The sequence below is a fragment of the Cupriavidus respiraculi genome (assembly GCF_914271545.1).
Taxonomy (GTDB): domain Bacteria; phylum Pseudomonadota; class Gammaproteobacteria; order Burkholderiales; family Burkholderiaceae; genus Cupriavidus; species Cupriavidus respiraculi.
In genome coordinates this window covers 946,418-968,686 of sequence record NZ_CAJZAH010000002.1, presented here as the reverse complement: position 1 = coordinate 968,686, position 22,269 = coordinate 946,418, and the positions used below count along the sequence as shown (strand labels likewise).

The 22,269-nt window shown below is 66.5% G+C and carries 16 protein-coding genes and 1 other RNA gene; 9 read left to right on the top strand and 8 right to left on the bottom strand.

The features are described 5' to 3' along the window. The first annotated feature begins 10 nt into the window (after window positions 1-10). Window positions 11-1,045: a phosphatase PAP2 family protein gene (locus tag LDO27_RS12305; RefSeq protein ID WP_224042030.1), complete on the top strand. Its 1,035-nt coding sequence runs from the start codon at window positions 11-13 to the stop codon at window positions 1,043-1,045. Between the two features lie 26 nt (window positions 1,046-1,071). Here the strand turns inward: LDO27_RS12305 and LDO27_RS12300 are convergent, their stop codons facing one another. Then, entirely contained in the window at window positions 1,072-2,394 is a 1,323-nt protein-coding gene (locus LDO27_RS12300; RefSeq protein WP_222201649.1) for a hemolysin family protein, read from the bottom strand. Between the two features lie 306 nt (window positions 2,395-2,700). Here LDO27_RS12300 and LDO27_RS12295 point away from each other — a divergent pair, with 306 nt between their 5' ends. Further along, complete coding sequence (locus tag LDO27_RS12295; RefSeq protein WP_224042029.1) at window positions 2,701-3,513, top strand: transporter substrate-binding domain-containing protein; 813 nt, start codon at window positions 2,701-2,703, stop codon at window positions 3,511-3,513. 173 nt (window positions 3,514-3,686) lie between these two features. After that, window positions 3,687-4,346 (top strand): amino acid ABC transporter permease, encoded by a 660-nt coding sequence (locus LDO27_RS12290; RefSeq protein WP_224042026.1) that lies wholly within the window; start codon window positions 3,687-3,689, stop codon window positions 4,344-4,346. A 57-nt stretch (window positions 4,347-4,403) separates the two neighbouring features. On the opposite strand, the gene cphA (LDO27_RS12285) is transcribed toward LDO27_RS12290, so the two are convergent. After that, window positions 4,404-6,977, bottom strand: coding sequence for a cyanophycin synthetase (gene cphA, locus LDO27_RS12285; RefSeq protein WP_224042024.1), 2,574 nt, complete (start codon window positions 6,975-6,977; stop codon window positions 4,404-4,406). A gap of 60 nt (window positions 6,978-7,037) precedes the next feature. Next, window positions 7,038-9,686, bottom strand: a complete 2,649-nt coding sequence (gene cphA / locus LDO27_RS12280; RefSeq protein ID WP_224042022.1) for a cyanophycin synthetase — start codon at window positions 9,684-9,686, stop codon at window positions 7,038-7,040. Window positions 9,687-9,965: 279 nt separating this feature from the next. Between cphA (LDO27_RS12280) and LDO27_RS12275 the strand changes: the two genes are divergently transcribed. Further along, entirely contained in the window at window positions 9,966-12,272 is a 2,307-nt protein-coding gene (locus tag LDO27_RS12275) for a cyanophycin metabolism-associated ABC transporter (protein ID WP_224042020.1), read from the top strand. A 9-nt stretch (window positions 12,273-12,281) separates the two neighbouring features. Continuing rightward, window positions 12,282-12,764 (top strand): cyanophycin metabolism-associated DUF1854 family protein, encoded by a 483-nt coding sequence (locus LDO27_RS12270; protein ID WP_222201643.1) that lies wholly within the window; start codon window positions 12,282-12,284, stop codon window positions 12,762-12,764. A gap of 12 nt (window positions 12,765-12,776) precedes the next feature. Here the strand turns inward: LDO27_RS12270 and LDO27_RS12265 are convergent, their stop codons facing one another. The 5 genes from LDO27_RS12265 to ompA form a co-directional block, all read right to left on the bottom strand. Further along, complete coding sequence (locus tag LDO27_RS12265) at window positions 12,777-13,109, bottom strand: hypothetical protein (RefSeq protein ID WP_222201642.1); 333 nt, start codon at window positions 13,107-13,109, stop codon at window positions 12,777-12,779. Window positions 13,110-13,347: 238 nt separating this feature from the next. Then, window positions 13,348-13,706, bottom strand: a transfer-messenger RNA (tmRNA) gene (gene ssrA, locus LDO27_RS12260). A gap of 68 nt (window positions 13,707-13,774) precedes the next feature. Further along, entirely contained in the window at window positions 13,775-14,449 is a 675-nt protein-coding gene (gph, locus tag LDO27_RS12255; protein ID WP_224042018.1) for a phosphoglycolate phosphatase, read from the bottom strand. A 2-nt stretch (window positions 14,450-14,451) separates the two neighbouring features. Beyond that, window positions 14,452-15,198 (bottom strand): bifunctional 2-polyprenyl-6-hydroxyphenol methylase/3-demethylubiquinol 3-O-methyltransferase UbiG, encoded by a 747-nt coding sequence (gene ubiG, locus LDO27_RS12250; RefSeq protein WP_377747211.1) that lies wholly within the window; start codon window positions 15,196-15,198, stop codon window positions 14,452-14,454. 113 nt (window positions 15,199-15,311) lie between these two features. Beyond that, window positions 15,312-15,971, bottom strand: coding sequence for an outer membrane protein OmpA (ompA, locus tag LDO27_RS12245; protein ID WP_222201640.1), 660 nt, complete (start codon window positions 15,969-15,971; stop codon window positions 15,312-15,314). A 433-nt stretch (window positions 15,972-16,404) separates the two neighbouring features. Between ompA and gyrA the strand changes: the two genes are divergently transcribed. The 4 genes from gyrA (at window position 16,405) to pheA (ending at window position 22,236) form a co-directional block, all read left to right on the top strand. After that, a complete protein-coding gene (gene gyrA, locus LDO27_RS12240; RefSeq protein WP_224042013.1) occupies window positions 16,405-19,068 on the top strand; it encodes a DNA gyrase subunit A in 2,664 nt (887 codons plus the stop codon). A gap of 81 nt (window positions 19,069-19,149) precedes the next feature. Further along, entirely contained in the window at window positions 19,150-19,713 is a 564-nt protein-coding gene (locus LDO27_RS12235) for a DUF2059 domain-containing protein (RefSeq protein WP_222201638.1), read from the top strand. 102 nt (window positions 19,714-19,815) lie between these two features. Beyond that, entirely contained in the window at window positions 19,816-20,970 is a 1,155-nt protein-coding gene (gene serC, locus LDO27_RS12230; protein ID WP_222201637.1) for a 3-phosphoserine/phosphohydroxythreonine transaminase, read from the top strand. Between the two features lie 114 nt (window positions 20,971-21,084). After that, the gene (gene pheA / locus LDO27_RS12225; protein ID WP_224042011.1) at window positions 21,085-22,236 is read left to right on the top strand and encodes a prephenate dehydratase; all 1,152 of its coding nucleotides are present in this window, start codon (window positions 21,085-21,087) and stop codon (window positions 22,234-22,236) included. Window positions 22,237-22,269 lie beyond the last annotated feature (33 nt).

Below are 22,269 nucleotides of genomic sequence, written 5' to 3'. Positions count from 1 at the left end.
CGCCATGTCCATGTCGTTGCTGACGCAGTGGGCCGGCCCCACGCCCGCGGTGGCGCTGGCCGCCCTGGTACTGCTGCTGCTGTTGTCGATGCTGGCGCTGCTGCTGATGCGCGCGGTGCTGGCCGTGCTGCGCCCGGTGGTGCGCGGGCTGGACGGGCTGCGCCTGTCCGCGCGCGACGCACTGGGCCGGCGCCGGGGCGAGGGCAGCTATCTGGTGCGCGTGCTGGAGCGCGACGCCGCCGAGCTGCTGTTGCTGGCGGCGGCCGCCGCCGCGCTGTTCGCGTGCGGCGGCGCGCTGATCTGGCTGGAGCACCAGATCGCCGCCGGTGCGCCGCTGGTGCGCCTGGACCACGCCGTGTTCGACGCGCTGCAGCGCCTGCGCGCCCCGTGGCTCGATATCGCGATGGTGGCGCTGACCGAGTTCGGCGGATTCCGCATCGCGCTGGCCGTCGGCGTGGCCGTGTTCGCCTGGCTCGCATGGCGCAGGCAGTGGGCGGCGGCCGCGTACTGGGCCGGGGCGCTGCTGGGCGCGCGGGTGTGCGTGGTGGTGCTGAAGTACGCGGTGGAACGCTCGCGCCCGGCGAGCATCTACGGCGGCATCGAGTCGTTCTCGTTCCCCAGCGGACACGCCACCAGCAGCATGGTCACCTACGGCTTTCTCGCCTTCCTGCTGTGCATCGGCCAGCGCTGGCGCGTGCGGGTTCCGGTGGTGGCGGTGCTGGGCGTGCTGGTAGTCCTGATCGGACTGTCGCGCCTGTACCTGGGCATGCACTGGCTGTCGGACGTGCTGGCCGGCTATGCGCTTGCCCTGGCGTGGATCGTGCTGCTGGGCACGGCCTATCTGACCCTGCATGGGCCACGCAGGCTCCCGGCCGGGCAGCTTGCCGCGGTCGCGGCGGGCGCGGCGTTGCTCGTCGCGGCATGGCTGTTCGCGTTCCGGCTCGACGGCATTGTCGAGCGCTACCGCAATGCCGTGATTGGCGGGACGCCGCACCGCGTCCTCGCGTTGTCTCCCCGCCTTCCCGTGCCGGCGCACGGCGGCTGAGCCGCCACGGGGGCAGGGCGCGGGCGTCAGGCCGTGCCCGGGGCGGCGCGCGCCGCGCGCTCCGCGGGCAGGCGGGACACCAGCAGCTGGTCGATCTTGTGGTGGTCGATGTCGAGCACCTCGAAGCGGTAGCCCGCGGTCTCGATGAACTCGGATTTCTTCGGGATGCGCTTGAGCGTGTAGATCACCAGTCCGCCGGCGGTATCGACATAGTCCTCGGCGGGCAGGGTGTCGAGCTCCAGCGCCTTCTTCAGGTCCACCAGCGGCGTCACGCCGTCGACCAGCCAGGAATCCTCGTCGCGCCGCACGATCTGCTCGTCTTCGGCCGCCGAATACAGGATGTTGCCCATCAGCGCGCCGACGATGTCGTCCAGCGTGACGATGCCCACCACCAGCCCGTATTCGTTCATTACCACGGCGAAGCGCTGGTGCATCTCGCGAAAGCGCGTCATCGCCTCGGACAGCGTCAGCGTGTCCGGAATCACCAGTACGTTCTTGTCCTGGTGCTTGCCGATATTGGCAAGCACCGCGGCGGACTCGGAGGCCAGCAGCAGCTGCAGGATGTCCTTCGAATCGATATAGCCGAGCACGTCGTCCAGGTCGTGGCCGCAGACGGGGTACTGGGCATGGGGATGGGTCACCAGCTTGGCCCGCACGCTGTCCGGCGTCTCGGTCAGCGTCAGGAACACGACCTCGTCGCGCGGCGTCATGATCGCCGTGACGCTCTTGGAATCGAGCTCGAACACGTTCTCGATCAGGTGGATCTCGTGCTTGTGCAGCACGCCCGCTTCGGCGCCGGCATCGACCATGGCCGCGATGTCCTCGGACGTGATCTGGTCCATCGGCTTGGTCGGCAGCCGGAACAGCCGCAGCACGATGTCGGCCGCGCCATTGAACAGGTAGACGAGCGGTTTGAAGGCCTTGAGCAGGAACAGCATGGGCCCGATCACCGCGAGCGCGCACGCCTCGGGAAACGTCATGGCGATGCGCTTGGGAATCAGGTCGGCGAACTGGATGAACAGCAGCGTGACGATCAGGAAGGAACCGATATTGGCCGTGCGCTGGGCGACGGTGTCCGACAGGTACGGCAGCAGGCCGGCGTAGACGAGGTCCGACACGTGCTTCTCGCCGAGTATGCCGGCCAGGATGGCGACGCTGTTGACGCCGATCTGCACGATCGTGAAGAAGTTGCCCGGTTCCTCCTTCAGCAGCATGACCTTGGTGGCACGCCGGTCGCCGCGCTCCGACAGAACCTGGAGCTTGGTGCGGCGGGCTGCGGTCAGGGCGATCTCGGAGACCGAGAAAAAGGCGCTGACCAGCACGAGAAGAAGCAGGATGAAGGCGAACATGGGACAGGTAGGGCGCCAGGCGACTGGCGGGCGGCTTCGATGATGGTCCCGCGCATGGAGGCTGTCAAATGCGCCGGGGCAGCAACTATCGGCCCCGACCGGCCACGGAAAGCGGTCTGCGGTGCACCGTTATATAGCCATGCTGAATCAATCTTTTGACGCCGATAGGCAGTGCGATACGCTAGCGTCGTTGGGTCCGCCGCGCTCCGGTGCGTGGGCTATGATCGTCGCACAACGCGGCGCGGCATCGCTTGCGGCCATGTCCGGCGCTGGACCCGTTCAACGAACAAGATGACTGGAGAACCTATGCGAGTGTTTCGTGCCGGCTGGATCAGGAATGTCCTTGCCGCTTCGCTCCTTGCCACTGGCGCCGCAGGCATCGGCGCCGTCCACGCCGCCGATCTGCTCGATACCGTCAAGCAGGCGGGCGTGCTCAAGATCGGCATGGAGGGCACCTATCCCCCGTTTGGCTACCGCGGCGCCAACAACCAGCTCGACGGCTTCGACGTCGACGTGGCGCGCGCCGTGGCCGCCAAGCTGGGCGTCAAGCCCGAGTTCGTCACCACCGAATGGAGCGGCATCATCGCCGGCCTGCAGGCCGGCAAGTTCGACGTGATCGTCAACCAGGTCTCGGTCACGCCGCAGCGCAAGCAGGTGCTCGACTTTTCGACGCCGTACGTCTACTCCGCCGCGCAGCTGATCCAGCGCAAGGACGACAAGCGCGAGTTCAAGTCGCTGGAGGACCTCAAGGGCAAGAAGCTGGGCGTGAGCCTGGGCAGCAACTACAACGACCTGGCCAAGTCGGTGCCGGGTATCGACGTGAAGACCTATCCGGGCGCGCCGGAATATCTGCGCGACCTCGCGTCGCAGCGCGTGGACGCCGCGCTGAACGACCGGCTGATGATCAGCTACCTGATCAAGACCTCCAACCTGCCGCTGCGTCCCGGCGCGGTGGTGCAGGGCGGCGATGCCGAGGTCGCGATCCCGTTCCGCAAGAACAATCCCAAGTTCCAGCAGGCCATCGACAAGGCGCTGGACGACTTGCGCCGCGACGGCACGCTGGCCAAGCTGTCGACCAAGTGGTTCGGCTCGGACGTAACCAAGCCGGCGAAGTCGTAGGGCAGCAGCATCGTGTAACGTCCTTGGTTCCCGCCTGCGCGGGGACGACGACACAAATGAAAACGGCAGCGCTTTTCCGCTGCCGTTTTCATTTCCCGCCGCACGCCGGCGCCAGGCGCTTATGATTCCGTCCTGGCCGCCGGCCGCATCGAACTTCCTTACCGCCATCGCCCATGCCCGCTCTCCAACTGGTTATCGACTCGCTGCCCGTGCTGCTGCAAGGCATGTTGCTCACCATCAAGTTCGCCGTGTGGTCGATGGCGTTCGGCCTCGTGATCGGGCTGGTGGTGGCGCTGATGGGCATCGGCGGCAACCGCCTGCTGAAGGCGATCGCGCGGGTCTACGTCAGCATCATGCGCGGCACGCCGCTGCTGGTGCAGATTTTCGTGGTGTATTACGGCCTGCCCGGCGTGGGCATCGCGCTCGATCCGACGCCGGCCGGCGTGCTGACGCTGAGCCTGAACGTGGGGGCGTATCTGTCGGAGAGCATGCGCGGCGCCATCCTGGGCATCGCGCGCGGTCAGTGGCTGGCAGCGTACAGCCTGGGACTGACGCCGGCGCAGACGCTGCGCTACGTGGTGGGGCCGCAGGCGCTGCGCATCGCGGTGCCGAGCCTGTCGAACAGCCTGATCAGCCTGATCAAGGACACGTCGCTGGTCTCGGTGATCACCGTCACCGAACTGCTGCGCACCGCCCAGGAGGTGATCGCCGCCACCTACCAGCCCTTGCCGCTGTATCTGGCCGCGGCGGCCATCTACTGGGTGCTCAGCACCGTGCTGTCGATGGGCCAGCGCGTGCTGGAGCGGCGCCTGGCGCTGCCCGGGCGGCACTGAAGCGGCCTCGGCCGCCGCCCGCATGCCCCGCATGCCGGGCGGCGTCCGGCCGGCCCCTCAGGCCGCTTCCGCGATGCGCTTGGCGATATGGTCCAGCGCTTCTTCGACCTGATCCACCAGGATCAGGCACAGGTCGCCAGGTTGCAGCCGCGCCAGCGCGGTATCGATGGCGAGGAACTCGCCACGGATTTCCTCCACCGCATGGGCGCGGCTCGCGCCCTCCAGACCTTCCCGCAGCAGCGCCAGCACCTCGCCATCGGCACGGCCTCGCTGGCACTGGTCCTGGTACAGGATCACGTCGTCGAACACGCCGCCCAGGATCTGCGTCTGGCGCCGGATATCCACGTCGCGCCGGTCGCCGGCACCGCTGATCACCACCATGCGGCGCCTGGCGGGCATGGTCTCGATGGCGTTCGACAGGGCCTGGATGGCGTCCGGGTTGTGCCCGTAGTCGGCGATCAGCGTGGCGCCCTTGTAGTCGAACACGTTGAAGCGCCCGGGTGCGGTCGAGGCGTCGCTGGAGAAAGTGGCCAGGCCGCGCCGGATCACGCTCCAGTCCACGCCCAGCGCCCATGCCGCGGCGGTGGCCGACATCGCGTTCTCGACCTGGAAGCCGATCGCGCCATTGCGCGTGAGCGGAATCTCCGCCAGTGCGATGCGCACTTCGGTGTCGCCCTCTGCGGCCACGATATGGCCATCCTCGGCGAACACCACGCGCTTGCCCTGCGCGCGGTGCGTGGCCATCACGGGGTGGTCCGCATCGTGGGCGAAGAAGGTGATGCTGCCCGGGCAGGCGTCGGCCATGCGCGCCACCATCGGATCGGCGGCGTTGAGCACGGCCATGCCATGCGGCGAGACGTTCTGCACGATCACGCTCTTGAGCACCGCCAGATCCTCCACGGTGCTGATATAGGACAGTCCCAGGTGATCGCCTTCGCCGACGTTGGTGACCACCGCGACATCGCAGCGGTCGAACGCCAGGCCCTCGCGCAGCAGGCCGCCGCGCGCCGTCTCGAACACCGCCGCATCGACGTCGGGATGCATCAGCACATTGCGCGCGCTGCGCGGGCCGCTGCAGTCGCCGGTGTCGATGCGCTGGCCCTGGATATAGACGCCGTCGGTGCCCGTCATGCCCATGCGCAGGCCGCTGGTGGCGAGCAGATGCGTGATCAGCCGTACCGTGGTGGTCTTGCCGTTGGTGCCGGACACCGCGACCACGGGAATGCGGCCATCGTCGCCGTCGGCGAACATGGTCGAGACAATCGCTTCGCCCACCGCGCGGCCCTTGCCGTAGGAGGGCTGCAGATGCATGCGCAGGCCCGGGGCCGCGTTGACTTCGACGATGCCGCCCGCCTGTTCCTCGAACGGCTTGAGCACGGTCTCGCAGACCGCGTCCACGCCGCAGATGTCCAGTCCGACCATCTGCGCGGCGGCCACCGCGCTGGCGGCCAGCTCGGGATGCACGTCGTCGGTGACGTCGGTGGCCGAGCCGCCGGTCGACAGGTTGGCGTTGTTGCGCAGGATCACGCGCGCGCCGTTGGCCGGCACCGCATCGGCGGTCAGGCCCTGCTTGGCGAGCGTGGCGAGGGCAATCTCGTCGAAACGGATCTTGGTCAGCGAGGTCGCATGGCCTTCGCCGCGGCGCGGGTCGCGATTGACCTCGTCAACCAGCTGGCGCACGGTATGCACGCCGTCGCCGGTGACCTGCGGCGGATCTCGGCGCGCGGCCGCCACCAGCTGCTTGCCCACCACCAGCAGGCGGAAATCGTGCCCGGCGATATAGCGCTCGACGATCACGTCCGAGCTGATCTCGGCGGCGACTTCGAAGGCGGCGACGACTTCCTCGCGCGTGCGGATGCGCACGGCCACGCCCTTGCCCTGGTTGCCGTCGCGCGGCTTGACCACCACCGGCGCGTCGATTTCCTGCGCGACCGCCCATGCCTCCTCGGCATCGGTCACCGAGCGCCCGAGCGGCACGGGCACGCCGGCCGCGTGCAGCAGGCTCTTGGTCAGTTCCTTGTCCTGCGCGATGGACTCGGCCACCGCGCTGGTCATGTCGGTTTCCGCCGCCTGGATGCGGCGCTGGCGGCTGCCCCAGCCGAACTGCACCATGCTGCCCTGCGTGAGGCGCCGATACGGAATGCCGCGGGCCACGGCGGCATTGACGATCGAACCGGTGCTGGGGCCCAGGCGCACGTCCTCGTCGAGCTCGCGCAGCCGGTGCAGCGCGTCTTCCAGATCGAACGGCGCGTCCTCGCGCGCGGCGCGGCACAGCTGCTGCGCGAGGTCGAAGGCGAGCCGGCCGACTTCCTCCTCGCTGTACTGCACCACCACCTGGTAGACGCCGGGCTCGACCGTGGCCGCCGTGCGGCTGAAGGTGACCGGGCAGCCGGCGGCGGCCTGCAGGCGCAGCGCCGCGCATTCGAGCACGTGGGCGCACGACACCACGCCCTGGGCGTCTTCCGGATGCAGCGGGCCGATGCCGGGGAAGCGCGCGCGCAGCCGATCCTCGAAGCCGGGCAGCTCCGCCACGGCATGGGCCTCGTCCGAGCACGCCACGATCGCTTCGATCGCCGTATGGCGGCACCACAGGTTGGGGCCGCGCAGGGCCCGGATACGTGAGACTTCCATCAATCAGTTTTCCTCATGGGGCCCCCCCGGGGAGCCTTGTCGACCGCAGGCGGGGACCGTTCAGGCCCGTCGCGCCGGCTGGCCCATCCAGTGGTGTACCAGGTCGACCGTCTGCACGGTCGCGCCTTCGTCGCTTTGCAGGAACAGCAGGTCGCCGGGTACCAGTTGCGACAGCGCCGTCTCGATGGCGTTGCGGCGCGTGGTGTCGTCGATCAGCTTGGTGACGCGGCGGCCTTCGTACAGACCCTTCTTCAGCAGCGCCCGCGCCTCGTTGTCCGGCAGCTTGCGCCGCACCGAGGTGTCCTCGCACAGGAACACGCGATCGAAGGCGGCGCCCAGCACCTTGCCCTGGTCGACCAGGTCCTGCTCGCGGCGGTCCACGCCCGCGCCATACACGGCCATGCGGCGCTCGGCGGGGAAGCGGTCCAGCGCCTTGACCAGCGCCTCGAGCGCGGGCGCGTTGTGCGCGTCGTCCACCACCACGGTCGCGCCGTTGCGCTCGAACAGCGTAAAGCGGCCCGGCACGTCGACCTGGCCCACGTCGAACGTCACCACGCCGGCGCGGATCAGGTCGTTGGAGATGCCCAGCGCCCAGCCGGCGGCCACGGCGGCCAGCACGTTCTCGACCTGGAAGCCCACGCGGCCCGCATAGGTCAGCGGAATCGAGGCCACCGCGGCGAGCGGGGTCTCCGTCGCGCCGGTGGCGAGCACTACCTTGCCGTCGCGCACGAACACGGCGCGCTTGCCGGCCGCGCGATGCGCGGCGATGGCGGGCAGGTCGGCGGACAGGCCGAAGAAGATCACGTCGCCATCGCACAGGTCCGCCATCTCGACCACCAGCGGGTCGCGCGCGTTCAGCACCGCGGCGCCATGCTTGAGGACGACGTCGACCTGCGTCCGCAGCACGCTGTACATCTTGTCGGCGTCCTCGATGTAGTACTGGCCCAGGTGGTCCGGCGTATCGATATTGGTCACCACGCCCACCAGGCAGCGATCGTAGGCGAGCCCTTCGGAGAGCATCGTGCCGCTGTCGTTCTCGAACACCGCGGCCTCGACCGCGCGGTTCTTCAGGATGCGCGTGCCAGCCTCCCAGTTGGCGCAGTCGCCGCCTTCCACCAGCCGGCGGTCCAGGTACAGGCCGTCGCTACAGGCCAGGCCCGTATGGCGGCCGGAGAGCTGCAGCAGCCGCGCCACCAGCTTGGCCACCACGGTCTTGCCGTTGGTGCCGGTAATGCCGACCACCGGAATGCGGCCGTCCTCGGCGAGCGGGTCGCCGTCAGGGGAGGGCGGGAACAGATGGTCGACGATGGCGCGCCCGACCGGGCGCGGCTTGCCGGCGGCCGGCTTGATATGCATCAGCAGGCCGGGGCCGGCATTGACCTCGACGATCGCGCCGCCCTGCTCGGCGAGCGGACGCGAGATGTCCTCCGCCACCATGTCGATCCCGGCGATGTCCAGCCCCACCACGCGCGCCGCCAGCGCGGCGTGCGCCGCCACGCTCGGATGCACGCGGTCGGTGACGTCGAACGCCACGTTGCCGTTGCGCTGGATCAGCACGTTGCGGCCCTCGGGCGGCACCGATTCGGCGGTAAAGCCCTGGCGCTTCAGTTCCAGGCGCGCGGCCGAGTCCAGCCGCACCTTGTTCAGCGGATGGTCCTCGGTGTTGCCGCGGCGCGGGTCGCAGTTGATCTGCAGATCGATCAGTTCGTCGATGGTGGACTTGCCGTCGCCCACCACGCTGGCCGACTCGCCCATCGCGGCGGCCACCAGCCGGCCGCCCACCACCAGCAGGCGGTGTTCGTTGCCGGGCACGAAGCGCTCGACGATCACGCCGCTGCCTTCGTCGAGGGCGACCGCGTAGGCGGTCTCGACTTCCTCGCGGGTCATCAGGTTGGTGAACACGCCGCGGCCGTGGTTGCCGTCGTAGGGCTTGACCACCACCGGCACGCCGATGTCCTCGGCGGCATCCCAGGCGTCGGCGGGGCTGTCCACCAGCCGGCCTTCGGGTACCGGCACGCCGCAGGATTCGAGCAGCGACTTGGTCAGGTCCTTGTCGCGCGAGATGCTCTCGGCGATGGCGCTGGTGCGGTCGGTCTCGGCGGTCCAGATGCGTCGCTGGCGCGCGCCATGGCCGAGCTGGACCAGATTGCTGTCCGACAGCCGCAGCGCGGGGATGCGGCGATCGTCGGCGGCGTAGACGATGGAAGCGGTGCTCGGGCCCAGCCAGTGGCGGTCGATCAGCCGGCGCAGTTCGGCCACGCCGGCATCGACGTCGAACGGGCGGTCCTCGATGGCGGCCATCACCAGGTCGCGCGCCATGAACAGCGCCGCGCGGGCCACGCGCTCGTCCCAGGCGGTCACCACCACCTTGTAGACGCCGCGCTCCGGCGTCTCGCGTGCCTTGCCGAAGCCGCCGGGCAAGCCCGCCAGGCTCTGCAGCTCCAGCGTCACGTGCTCCATGATGTGGCCGGGCCAGGTGCCTTCCTTCAGCCGCTGCAGAAAGCCGCCGCGCTCGCCGATGCTGCAACGGTGCTCGATCAGCGAAGGCAGCCACGTCGACAGGCGCTCGTAGAAACCCGGAATCCGGTTGGAGGGATATTCCTCCAGTTCGCCGATATCGACCCACGCCTCCAGCACCGGCCCGTATGTCCACATACTCGGGCCGCGCAGCGACATGACATCGAAAATCTCAATGTCCTTTTTTTTCATGAATTGACTTAAGGCATGGGCGAAACGCCCGGGAGTCGGAAGCCTAACCTTTCAATAACGTTACAGCAAAATCCCGGTTGACTTCCCGAAGAAAAAGCCTTTGTGCGGTGCGGAAGACGCCTGCGCCGCGTGGTGGCTTATGTATACTTGCGCCGGATCGGCGGGCCGAAATGCCGGAACCGCCTCCGTTTCAAGACCTGTCGTTTCGTTCCGAGCGTTCTCCATGCCGTGGTCGGCCCTGCCGCCCCGCTCGACCGGGCGACGCATGCCGTGCCAAACATGACGCAACCCACCCCGCAGCATCCCTCCGCCGTCGCGCTTCCCGAGCCCTGGCGCTCGGAAGTCGGCGCCGAACTTCAACGACTACAAGGCGGGGAACCTGACGAGGCGATCCTGGCCTGGGTGGCCATCGATCTCGACAAAACGCTGCATTTTACTCAAGGCGCGCTGGTTGTCACCGACCGCCGCATCCTGGCCCGTTCGGGCACGGATACGTCGTGGCAGCAGTGGCTCATCGCGCCCGGGCTCGAACTGCATCACGGCGACCATGCCGGGGTTGGCACGCTCGAGTTGCAGGACGGGCGCCAGCGCCTGGGCGCATGGCACTACACGCTCGGCCACAACCCCGAGGCGCTGCGCCTGATCGACCAGTTCCACGCCCGGCGCGACCGCATCGCCAGCGGCGCCGTGACGGCGGCCGTGGACGACGAAGGGGTGTGCCCGACCTGCCGCGCACCGCTGCCCCCGGGCGAGGACGAATGCCCGCAGTGCAGCCGCCAGCTGGAGACCCCGCCCTCGACATGGTCGCTGCTGCGTCTGTGGCGCTTCGCGCGGCCGTACCGCCTGCAGCTGCTGGCAGGCTTCGTGCTGACGCTGCTGTCCACGGGTGCCACGCTGGTGCCGCCGTACCTGACCATGCCGCTGATGGACAACGTGCTGATCCCGTTCCAGAACGGCGTGCCGATCGATTACGGGCTGGTGCGGCTCTATCTGGGCGGGCTGCTCGGCGCGGCGCTCGTCGCCTGGAGCCTGGGCTGGGCGCGCACCTATCTGCTCGCCCGCGTGTCCGAGCGGATCGGCTCGGACCTGCGCACCACCACCTACGAGCATCTGCTCAAGCTCTCGCTCGAGTATTTCGGCGGCAAGCGCACCGGCGACCTGATGGCGCGCATCGGCAACGAGAGCGACCGCATCTGCGTCTTCCTGTCGCTGCACCTGCTGGACTTCGCCACCGATGTGCTGATGATCCTGATGACCGCGGTCATCCTGATTTCCATCAATCCGTGGCTGGCGCTGGTCACGCTGGTGCCGCTGCCCTTTATCGCCTGGATGATCCACCAGGTGCGCGACCGCCTGCGCCACGGCTTCGAGAAGATCGACCGCAACTGGTCGGAAATCACCAATGTGCTGGCCGACACCATTCCCGGCATCCGGGTGGTCAAGGCCTTCGCGCAGGAAAAGCGCGAGGTCGAGCGCTTCCGCGAGGCCAACCGGCACAACCTGCAGGTCAATGACCGCGTCAACCAGATCTGGTCGCTGTTCACGCCGACGGTGACGCTGCTGACCGAAGTCGGGCTGCTGGTCGTGTGGATCTTCGGCGTCTGGCAGGTCGCGAACGACGCGATCACCGTGGGCGTGCTGGTGGCGTTCCTCACCTATATCAGCCGCTTCTACACGCGGCTCGATTCGATGAGCCGCATCGTCTCGGTGACCCAGAAGGCCGCCGCCGGCGCCAAGCGCATCTTCGATATTCTCGACCATGTCTCCAGCGTTCCCGAGCCGGCCCGGCCGGCCCATCTGGAACGGGTGGAGGGCGCCATCGAAATGCGCGACCTGGGCTTCCGCTATGGCAACCGCGCGGTGATCCGCGGCCTGGACCTGAAGATCCGTCCGGGCGAAATGATCGGCCTGGTCGGCCACAGCGGCTCGGGCAAGAGCACGCTCGTCAATCTGATCTGCCGCTTCTACGACGTCTCCGAAGGCGCCATCCGCGTGGACGGCGTCGATATCCGTTCGCTGCCGGTCTCGGAATACCGCCGCCATATCGGCCTGGTACTGCAGGAGCCCTTCCTGTTTTTCGGCACCATCGCGGAGAACATTGCCTATGGCAAGCCGGATGCGAGCCGCGAGGACATCATCGCGGCCGCCCGCGCCGCGCATGCCCACGAGTTCATCCTGCGGCTGCCGCACGGCTACGACTCGCTGGTCGGCGAGCGCGGCCAGGCCCTGTCGGGCGGGGAGCGCCAGCGCATCTCGATCGCCCGCGCGCTGCTGATCAACCCGCGCATCCTGATCATGGACGAGGCCACTTCTTCCGTGGACACGGCGACCGAGAAGGAAATCCAGAAGGCGCTCGACAACCTCGTGCAGGGCCGCACCACGATCGCCATCGCGCACCGTCTCTCGACGCTGCGCAAGGCGGACCGGCTGGTGGTGATGGACCGCGGCCGCATCGTCGAGGTGGGCAACCACGACGAACTGCTGGCGCGCGAGGGCGCCTACTACAAGCTGTACCAGGCGCAGGCGCGCAACGTCGATACGGATCTCGACGATGTACCCGAGATCGCCGAAGCGGTCGTGCAATAAGGAGCGGGCATGGACAACGACAATCGGAACATCGACTTCAGGCTGACCCGCAACCCGTTCGGACGCCTGCTGATGACCACGGCCGACGGCGTCGTGCACGAGGGGGTGGTGCCGGTGCGCGCCTTTCCAATCGCCGCGCCGGACGACGGCATCGGCCTGGTCAGCGCGGAAGGCCGCGAGCTGGCGTGGATTCCGCGGCTCTCCGCGGTGCCCGCCGAGCTGCGCACGATCATCGAGGCAGAACTCGCTTCGCGCGAATTCATGCCCGTGATCCGGCGCATCGTCGGCGTTTCTACCTTCGCCACGCCCAGCACCTGGGAAGTCGAAACCGACCGCGGCCCGACCAGCCTGGTGCTGCGCGGCGAAGAGGATATCCGCCGGCTGGCCGGGAACACGCTGCTCATCTCCGACAGTCACGGCATCCAGTATCTGATTCGCGACCCCCAGGCCCTGGACAAGGCCAGCCGCAAGCTGCTCGACCGGTTCCTGTAAGGCAGGCCGCGCTCAGTCGATCGCCGCGAGGCCCGGTTCCAGCAACTGGGAGACTTCGCGGTGCAGGCGGTGCCCTTGCTCGCGGATGGGCCGCCGGGCCCGGCGAGCGAGTTCGCTGGCGCGCGGATGGCGGGACAGGCGGCAGATGCCGCGCGAGACCCGCCGGAAAATGAACTCGATCTCGCTCTCGGAAAAGTCGCCGTAGTCGCGGTATGCCAGCCGCATCTCCCGGATGTAGGCATGCCGGGCGGCCGGGGTTTGTCCCAGTGCGTTGGCGAGCAGCGAGCGCGAGTGCCACCACAGCCAGCGGCGGCGCCACAGGCTGTATTTGTTTCCCTTATCCATCGGTCGGACCCCTGTTTCGACCGCCGGTTATTTTGGTGCCCACGTCGGCATGGATGCGCGCGCTGGCTTCATGGCGTGTCGATAGGGGAATCATAACGGCCCGCTCTGCGCTGGCAATCCAACTGTTGGGTGAGAGGCACGTCGGGAAGGGGGGTATTAATCCCCACTTGGCAAAAGAAAAAGCCCGGCGGAAACCGGGCTTTTTGGTGTCGCTGGATATCCTCCAACGACGAGTGACTGGTGGAACCGGCGGGAATCGAACCCGCGTCCGCAAGCACTCCACAGAGAGTTCTACATACTTAGTTCTGTCATTTGATTTAACCGGCGCATCGCGGACGAACACGCTCTACGACGGCGAGTCACTAGGTTTTCGTCCCCGGCGTCGTGACACCACCAGGGCTTATCTGACGTAAATGACCTCGCTTGGTCTTGCGACCCTAGCCCGTCAGCGAGCCAGTGCGAGGACGGCGGCCCTTAGGCTGCCAGTGCGTAACGTTCGTCGTTAGCAGTTATTGCATTCCCATTGATTTACGAGGTGACGGGTCCTCGGTATGCCCTCCACTGCTTTGCAACCCACGTCGAAACCAGGTCGGTCCCAGTGCGAAGAAAACGGATTGTACCCGCTTGGACGCGAGGTGTGTGGATGAGTTCCCACGAGTTGCCGCTCAAGAGATACGGGCCGGCGCGGTCAGCAGGGCCAACAGTTCGCCCGGGTGACGGACCAGGTGGTCGCCGCCCCATTGCTCCGGAGGGTCCCCTTCGCCGCAATAGCCATAGGCGGCCGTCACCGTCACCATGCCGGCGGCCTTGCCCGCCTGGATATCGCGCAGATCGTCGCCCACATACGCGCAACGGCGCGGGTCGACGCCGCTGACCTCGGCGGCATGCAGCAGCGGGGCAGGGTGGGGCTTGGCGTGCGGCGTGGTATCGCCGCTCACCACGGCCGACGCCCGAGGCGTCAGCCCGATCGCCGCCACCAGCGGCGTCGTGAAGCGCGCGATCTTGTTGGTGACGATGCCCCAGCGGATGCCGGCCGCCTCGAGCGCGGACAGGACCTCCGGCATGCCGTCGAACAGCGTGGTCCGGGCGGCGATGTCCGCCTCGTAATAGTCGAGAAACGCGTCGCGCAGCGCCGGGAAGTCGGGATCGGTGGGCGCCTTGCCGAAGGCGGCGCCGATCAGGCCGCGCGCGCCATGGGAGGCCACCGGCCGTAGCAATGCGTAGTCGACCGGCGGACGACCGTGGTCCGCCACCACGCGGTTGGCGGCCGCGGCCAGGTCAGGCGCCGTGTCGGCCAGCGTGCCATCGAGATCAAAGAAGACTGCGTCGAAACGATGCATGGTCAGGCCGGGCGGCGAAATGCCATCAGATAGTTGACGTCGGTGTCCGTACCGAGCTCATAGGTGCGCGACAGCGGGCGATAGGTCATCCCTTGCAACTGGATGAGTTCGAGGCCCGCCTGCCGGGCGTAGCGGGCAAGGTCCGCGGGCGGGATGAACTTGTCGTAGTCGTGCGTGCCGCGCGGCAGCATGTTCAGCACGTACTCGGCGCCGATCACGGCGAGCAGATAAGCCTTCAGGTTGCGATTGATGGTCGAGAAGAACACATGACCGCCGGGCCGCACCAGGGTCGCGCAGGCCCGTACCACGGAGGCGGGATCCGGCACATGCTCCAGCATTTCCATGCAGGTGACGACGTCGACGCTGCCCGGCATCCTGGCGGCGAGCGCTTCCACCGCGATCTCCTCGTAAGTCACCGCTACGCCGGACTCGAGGCTATGCAGATCGGCCACGCGGAGCGCCTTGGTCGAGAGATCGATGCCGCGCACGACCGCGCCTGCGCGCGCCATGCTTTCCGCGAGAATGCCGCCGCCGCACCCCACGTCCACCACATGCTTGCCCGACAACGCGGCGATCCCGTCGATCCAGCCAAGACGCAGGGGATTGATCTCGTGCAGCGGCTTGAATTCGCTGTTCGGATCCCACCAGCGGTGAGCGAGCTCGCTGAACTTGTCGATCTCTTTCAGATCCGCATTGCGGACTGGTTGGGACATGGAGACGGGAAGCGGTGGAGTGGAATTCGGCGTCATCAGGATGTGTGTGGCCCGGGACAAGGCGGCTCCCGGGCGGGAGGAGTTGCAGGAACTCTACCAAAAAAAAAGCCCAGCTTGCGCTGGGCTTCTCACCATCGGAAAAGATCCGATTAGCGGGCGCTGCGGGTGCCGACCACTTCGACTTCCACGCGGCGGTTCGGCTGCTGGCAGGCGATCTGAGCGGTGCGGTTGCCCTTGCACGACTTCGGATCCACCTTCAGCTGGCGCTTGCCCTTGCCTTCGGTGTAGACGCGGTTGGCTTCCACGCCCTTGCTCACCAGATAGGCCTTCACGGCTTCGGCACGACGGATCGACAGGCGATCGTTGTACTTGTCCGAACCGAACGAGTCGGTGTGGCCAACGGCGATGATCACTTCCAGGGTGATGCCCGACAGCTTCGAGACCAGATCGTCCAGCTTGGCGCGGCCTTCCGGCTTCAGGACAGCCTTGTCGAAGTCGAACAGGGTGTCAGCGGCGAAGGTGACCTTCTCGCTCGTCACGGCGGGCGGAACGGCCGCGGCCGGAGGTGCTACGGGAGCAGCCGGAGCCGGAGCCAGGGCGCCGTCGCACTGCGCGTTCGCAGTAGCGGGCGTCCAGGAGCTATTCCGCCAGCAGAGCTCGTTCGTGCCGTTCTTCCACACGTACTCGCTCGTACCGTTGCCCCAGTTGTCATTTACTGCCTTCTTTTCATAGGGGACGGACTGGGCTTGAGCGGATGCGGCCATTACTGCGGTAGCTGCAACGAGCGCGAGCTTGGCAAATTTTTTCATATTTCTCCTCTCAGGATGAGATCACCGCAGGGTTACTGCGAGCAAATGGACGAAAACAAGTCATACATTCTTCGGAGTATAACATTCTCGATGTGGTGGATGCTCCACTTCGAACAATGTCTGGCTCTTCGCTGGGGAATTGTGCCACAAGGCCCGTTTCCTAAGAAGTAAATATATTCGATTCAATCCATGGGTTTGGGGCCTGTGGTGTTTGTGCAACATGACCCTTGCGATGCCCGGAAACCCTTGTCAGATCAGGCTTCCCGGGTGTTGGTCAAAGCGCGCGGATGTGCGTTCGGGGCTGTTCGCGGGTGGCTCCGGCAGCGCAGGGAAGGCTGGCCGCGCATGGTAGAATGCCACGTTACCCAACGCCCAAACCCCCTCCGGGGAATGGCGATTTCACGGGTGTTTTAACCGTATAAGCCACGCCGCAATGGATCAATTCGCCAAAGAAACCCTTCCGGTATCCCTCGAAGAGGAAATGCGCCGCTCGTATCTCGATTACGCGATGAGCGTGATTGTGGGCCGGGCGCTCCCCGACGTTCGGGACGGCCTGAAGCCCGTACATCGGCGTGTGCTGTTTGCGATGCATGAGCTGAACAACGACTGGAACCGGCCTTACAAGAAGTCGGCCCGTATTGTCGGCGATGTGATCGGTAAGTACCATCCGCACGGCGACACCGCGGTGTACGACACGATCGTGCGCATGGCGCAGGATTTCTCGCTGCGCTACATGCTAGTCGACGGGCAGGGCAATTTCGGCTCCGTCGACGGCGACAACGCCGCGGCGATGCGGTACACCGAAATCCGGCTGTCCAAGATCGCCCACGAGATGCTGCTGGACATCGACAAGGAAACGGTCGATTTTGGCCCGAATTACGACGGCTCCGAATCCGAGCCCCAGATTCTCCCGGCGCGTATTCCGAACCTGCTGGTCAATGGCTCGTCCGGTATTGCGGTCGGCATGGCCACCAATATCCCGCCGCATAATCTGAACGAGATCGTCGACGGTTGCCTGCATTTACTGCGCAATCCCCAGGCGACGGTGGACGAGCTGATCGAACTGATCCCGGCGCCCGATTTCCCGACGGCCGGCATCATCTACGGCATCCAGGGCGTGCGCGAAGGCTACCGCACCGGTCGCGGTCGCGTCGTGATGCGCGCCAAGACGCACTTCGAGGATATCGACCGCGGCCAGCGTCAGGCCATCATCGTCGACGAACTGCCGTACCAGGTGAACAAGCGGACGCTGCTCGAGCGTATCGCCGAGCTGGTGACCGAGAAGAAGGTCGAGGGCATCTCGGACATCCGCGACGAGTCGGACAAGTCCGGCATGCGTGTGGTGATCGAGCTCAAGCGCAACGAAGTCCCCGAAGTCGTCCTGAACAATCTGTACAAGAACACCCAGTTGCAGGACACGTTCGGCATGAACATGGTGGCGCTGGTGGACGGGCAGCCCCGTCTGCTGAACCTGCGCCAGATGCTGGACTGCTTCCTGTCGCATCGCCGCGAGGTGGTGACCCGCCGTACGGTGTACGAACTGCGCAAGGCCCGCGAGCGCGGCCACGTGCTGGAGGGCCTGGCCGTCGCCCTGGCGAATATCGACGAGTTCATCGCCCTGATCAAGGCGGCGCCGACGCCGCCGATCGCCAAACAGGAATTGATGGCCAAGGCCTGGGACTCGCAGCTGGTGCGCGAGATGCTGTCGCGCGCCGAAGGGGAGACGCCCGGCGGCCGAGCGGCGTATCGCCCGGACGGTCTGCCGGCGATCTTCGGCATGCAGGCCGACGGCCTGTATCGCCTGTCCGATGCGCAGGCCCAGGAAATCCTGCAGATGCGCCTGCAGCGCCTGACCGGGCTGGAGCAGGACAAGATCGTGCAGGAATACCGCGACGTGATGAACACGATCAGCGACCTGCTCGATATCCTGGCGCGCCCGGAGCGCATCACCACGATCATCTCCGACGAGCTGACCGCGATCCGCGCCGAGTTCGGCGACGACCGCCGCTCCGAAATCGAGCTGAACGCGACGGAACTGGACACCGAAGACCTGATCACCCCGCAGGACATGGTGGTCACGCTGTCGCACACCGGCTATATGAAAAGCCAGCCGATCTCCGAATACCGGGCGCAAAAGCGCGGCGGGCGCGGGAAGCAGGCGATGGCGACCAAGGACGACGACTGGATCGACACCCTGTTCGTCGCCAACACGCACGACTACATCCTGTGCTTCTCGAACCGCGGCCGGCTCTACTGGCTGAAGGTCTACGAGGTGCCGCAAGGCTCGCGCAGCTCGCGCGGCCGGCCGATCGTCAACATGTTCCCGCTGTCCGAAGGCGAGAAGATCACGGTGATCCTGCCGGTGCGCCAGTTCGACGCCGAGCATTTCATCTTCATGTCGACGGCGCGCGGCACGGTCAAGAAGACGGCGCTGACCGAGTTCTCCAACCCGCGCAAGGCCGGCATCATCGCCGTCGACCTGGACGAGGGCGACTACCTGATCGGTGCCGCGATCACCGACGGCCAGCATGACGTGATGCTGTTTTCGGATGCCGGCAAGGCGGTGCGCTTCGACGAGAACGATGTGCGGCCGATGGGCCGCCAGGCGCGCGGCGTGCGGGGCATGAACCTGGACGACGGCCAGACCGTGATCGCGATGCTGGTCGCCCCGGCCGAAAGTGCCGAGCAGGAGAACGCCGGTCCGACGGGCAGCGTGCTGACCGCCACCGAGAACGGCTATGGCAAGCGCACGCCGATCAGCGAGTACACTCGACACGGACGCGGCACCAAGGGCATGATCGCGATCCAGACCAGCGAGCGCAATGGCCGGGTCGTGGCCGCGGCCCTGGTCGCGCCGGAAGACGAGATCATGCTGATCACGACGGGCGGTGTGCTGATTCGCACCCGTGTCGGCGAAATCCGCGAGATGGGCCGCGCCACGCAAGGCGTGACGCTGATCAATGTCGATGAAGGCACCAAGCTGTCGGGCCTGCAGCGCATCGTGGAAACCGATGCGGCCGGCGACGAGCCCGAGGGCGAGGAAGAGCCCGGGAACGGCGACGAGCAGGGCGATGCCGAGGCGAACGCCGAATCGTAATCAGTTGCAACAGTGGATGGCCGGCCGGAACTAGGCCGGAATCCCTCGGGACTAAAACAGATATCTTTTCAGGGAGTCACAATGCTTAGCACTTACCGACGTATCGCCGTTCTGGCTGCTTTTGTCCCGGTTCTGATGGCTGCGCAGCAGGCGCAAGCGCAGGACGCGGACAAGACCGCGGCCATCAAGGAACTGCTGACCGTCATGCAGGCCGACCAGGCAGTCAAGGGCCAGGCCGAGAACTGGCAAGCCGGCGCCAAGCAGGAAGCGCCGCTGGTGCTGGAGCAGGTGTTGGTGGAAAACAAGACGCTGAACGACAAGCAGAAGCAGGCTGCCGTCGAGAAGCTGAAGAAGAATGGCGCCGTGCAACGCATGGTCGACAGCGCGGGCCAGCAGTTCAGCACCGACGCCTTCAAGAATGACGCGCTGAAGGCGCACTACGATGCCTTCGGCAAGTACTACAGCGCACAGGAACTCCGCGATCTGACCACGTTCCTGAAGTCGCCCACGGGCCAGAAGTTCATGGCCAACCAGGGCAAGGCCACCCAGGAGATCTGGGGCTCGATGATGCAGAAGTACGGCCCGCAGGTCGGCAAGTCGATGCGCGACGCCGCAGAGAAGGAAGTCGCCGCCGCGGCCAAGTAATGTTGCCTCTGGCGCCCGCGTCACTGCGGCGCGCCAATCGCCTGTGTGTTTGAGAGATAATGGCTGCTTGGGTTAACCGGCAGCCATTTTCCATTTCAGTTCATGAACGATCCCCAGAATCCCGGCCTCGCCGCCATGATGCAGAATGCCTTGGCGGAACGCGTCTATAACTTCTCGCCGGGACCGGCGACGCTGCCCGCCGAGGTGCTGCAACAGGCGGCGCAGGAAATGCTGTCGTGGCGCGGCACCGGGATGTCCGTGATGGAAATGAGCCATCGCGGCAAGGAATTCGAGAGCATCCATGGGCAGGCGCTGGCGGATCTGCGCGAACTGCTCCAGATCCCGAAGAATTTCCGCATCCTGTTCATGCAGGGCGGGGCGATCGGCCAGAACGCCATCGTGCCGCTGAATCTGATCAACCGCGTCGATCCAAAGCAGCCGAAGGCCGATTTCGTCATTACCGGTACGTGGTCCGTCAAATCGGAGAAGGAAGCGCGGCGCTACGGCGAAGTCAATGTCGCGGCCACCAGCCAGGACCAGAAGTATTCGCGCATTCCCGATGCCGCGAGCTGGAATCTGTCCGATGACGCTGCCTATGTGCACCTGTGCACCAACGAAACCATCGTTGGCGTGGAATTCCAGCAGATCCCGGACATCGGCCAGGACCAGGGCCGCATCGTGGTGGCCGACGCCTCGAGCCATATCCTGTCGCGTCCCATCGACTGGTCCCGGGTACAGGTGGTGTATGGCGGTGCGCAGAAGAATATCGGGCCGGCGGGCGTCACGATCGTGATCGTGCGCGAGGACCTGCTCGGCGCGGCGCATCCGCTGTGCCCGTCGGCGTTCAACTGGCGCCTGGTCGACGAAAACAACTCCATGTACAACACCCCGCCCACGTATGCCATTTACGTGTCCGGGCTGGTGTTCCAGTGGCTCAAGCGGCAAGGCGGCGTCGCCGCCATCGAGCAGCGCAATATCGCCAAGGCGACGGCGCTGTATTCGTTCCTCGATCAGAGCGATTTCTATCGCAACGAAATCGATCCGAGCTGCCGCTCGCGCATGAATGTGCCGTTCTTCCTCGCCGACGAATCGCGCAACGAGGCGTTCCTCACGCAGGCGCGCGCCAACGGACTGGTGCAGTTGAAGGGCCACAAGTCGGTCGGCGGCATGCGGGCCAGCATCTACAACGCCATGCCGCTCGAGGGCGTGACCGCGCTGATCGAGTTCATGCGCGAGTTCGAGCGCACCAGCGCCTGACCCTGCCGCTGGGAGTCGCCATGGGCGGAATGTGGGGAGACACTGCGCAGATATTGCGTGCGGCCGCCTCTTGCGCGGCCGGTTCGCAATCCAGTGGCGCACCGGATTAATACAATGACAAGTCAAGACAAACAGATCAGGACTGCCGCGGCGCAGCCGGACCACGCCGCGCAGCCGGACGAGCAGGAACGCGCGCTTTCCGTTGAGCTGGCTCCGCTGCGCGAGCAGATCGATACGCTGGACCGCGAGCTGCTGGCCATGCTGAATCGCCGCGCACAGCTGGCGCTGGACGTCGGCGAGGTGAAGAAGAAATTCGGCGCCCCGGTGTTTCGTCCCGAGCGCGAACTGCAGGTCATTCGCAAGGTGCAGGGCGCCAATCCCGGTCCCCTGCTCGACGACAGCGTGGCCGCCATCTGGCGCGAGGTGATGTCGGCCTGCCGCGGCTTGGAAAAGCCGCTGGAGGTGGCGTTCCTCGGGCCCGCGGGCACATTTTCCGAGCAGGCGCTATACGCGCATTTCGGGCACGAGGTGTCGGGCGTCGCCTGCCCCAGCATCGACGAGGTGTTCCGCGCGGTCGAGGCGGGCACGGTCGAGTACGGCGTGGTGCCGGTCGAGAACTCGACCGAGGGAGCGGTCTCCCGCACGCTGGACCTGTTCCTGCAGACCTCGCTGAAGATCAGCGGGGAGATCGCGCTGAAGGTGCATCACAACCTGATGGCGTCGACGCCGGACATGAAGGGCGTGACGGTCGTGCGGGCCCACGCGCAGGCGCTGGCGCAGTGCCAGCACTGGCTGACGGCAAACTATCCGCACCTGGAGCGCCAGGCGGTATCGAGCAACGCGGAAGCCGCGCGCATGGCGAGCGAGGATCCGACGGTGGCGGCCATCGCGGGCGAATCCGCGGCGAACCGGTATCACCTGCATATCGTGCGCTCGCATATCCAGGATGATCCGCACAACCGCACGCGCTTCGCCGTGATCGGACGCTACGAGACGGACCCCTCGGGCAGCGACCAGACCTCGCTGATCCTGTCGGTGCCGAACAAGGCCGGCGCGGTCTACCAGCTGCTCGCGCCGCTGGCCGACAACGGCGTGTCGATGAGCCGCTTCGAGTCGCGGCCGGCCCGCAGCGGCGCGTGGGAGTACTACTTCTACGTCGACGTGGAGGGCCATCAGCGCGATGCCGCGGTGGGCCGCGCGCTGGAGGAGTTGCGCCGCAACGCCGCCTATTTCAAGGTGCTGGGTTCGTACCCGGCCAGTACGTAATACGCTCGCGGGCGCGTGTCGTCCGCGACAGAG

Bases quoted from the DNA above. Each gene is read 5' to 3' on its own strand.
- LDO27_RS12305 (WP_224042030.1), top strand. From the start codon at position 11: ATGTCGTTGCTGACGCAGTGGGCCGGCCCCACGCCCGCGGTGGCGCTG.
- LDO27_RS12300 (WP_222201649.1), bottom strand. From the start codon at position 2,394: ATGTTCGCCTTCATCCTGCTTCTTCTCGTGCTGGTCAGCGCCTTTTTC.
- LDO27_RS12295 (WP_224042029.1), top strand. From the start codon at position 2,701: ATGCGAGTGTTTCGTGCCGGCTGGATCAGGAATGTCCTTGCCGCTTCG.
- LDO27_RS12290 (WP_224042026.1), top strand. From the start codon at position 3,687: ATGCCCGCTCTCCAACTGGTTATCGACTCGCTGCCCGTGCTGCTGCAA.
- cphA (WP_224042024.1), bottom strand. From the start codon at position 6,977: ATGGAAGTCTCACGTATCCGGGCCCTGCGCGGCCCCAACCTGTGGTGC.
- cphA (WP_224042022.1), bottom strand. From the start codon at position 9,686: ATGAAAAAAAAGGACATTGAGATTTTCGATGTCATGTCGCTGCGCGGC.
- LDO27_RS12275 (WP_224042020.1), top strand. From the start codon at position 9,966: ATGACGCAACCCACCCCGCAGCATCCCTCCGCCGTCGCGCTTCCCGAG.
- LDO27_RS12270 (WP_222201643.1), top strand. From the start codon at position 12,282: ATGGACAACGACAATCGGAACATCGACTTCAGGCTGACCCGCAACCCG.
- LDO27_RS12265 (WP_222201642.1), bottom strand. From the start codon at position 13,109: ATGGATAAGGGAAACAAATACAGCCTGTGGCGCCGCCGCTGGCTGTGG.
- gph (WP_224042018.1), bottom strand. From the start codon at position 14,449: ATGCATCGTTTCGACGCAGTCTTCTTTGATCTCGATGGCACGCTGGCC.
- ubiG (WP_377747211.1), bottom strand. From the start codon at position 15,198: ATGACGCCGAATTCCACTCCACCGCTTCCCGTCTCCATGTCCCAACCA.
- ompA (WP_222201640.1), bottom strand. From the start codon at position 15,971: ATGAAAAAATTTGCCAAGCTCGCGCTCGTTGCAGCTACCGCAGTAATG.
- gyrA (WP_224042013.1), top strand. From the start codon at position 16,405: ATGGATCAATTCGCCAAAGAAACCCTTCCGGTATCCCTCGAAGAGGAA.
- LDO27_RS12235 (WP_222201638.1), top strand. From the start codon at position 19,150: ATGCTTAGCACTTACCGACGTATCGCCGTTCTGGCTGCTTTTGTCCCG.
- serC (WP_222201637.1), top strand. From the start codon at position 19,816: ATGAACGATCCCCAGAATCCCGGCCTCGCCGCCATGATGCAGAATGCC.
- pheA (WP_224042011.1), top strand. From the start codon at position 21,085: ATGACAAGTCAAGACAAACAGATCAGGACTGCCGCGGCGCAGCCGGAC.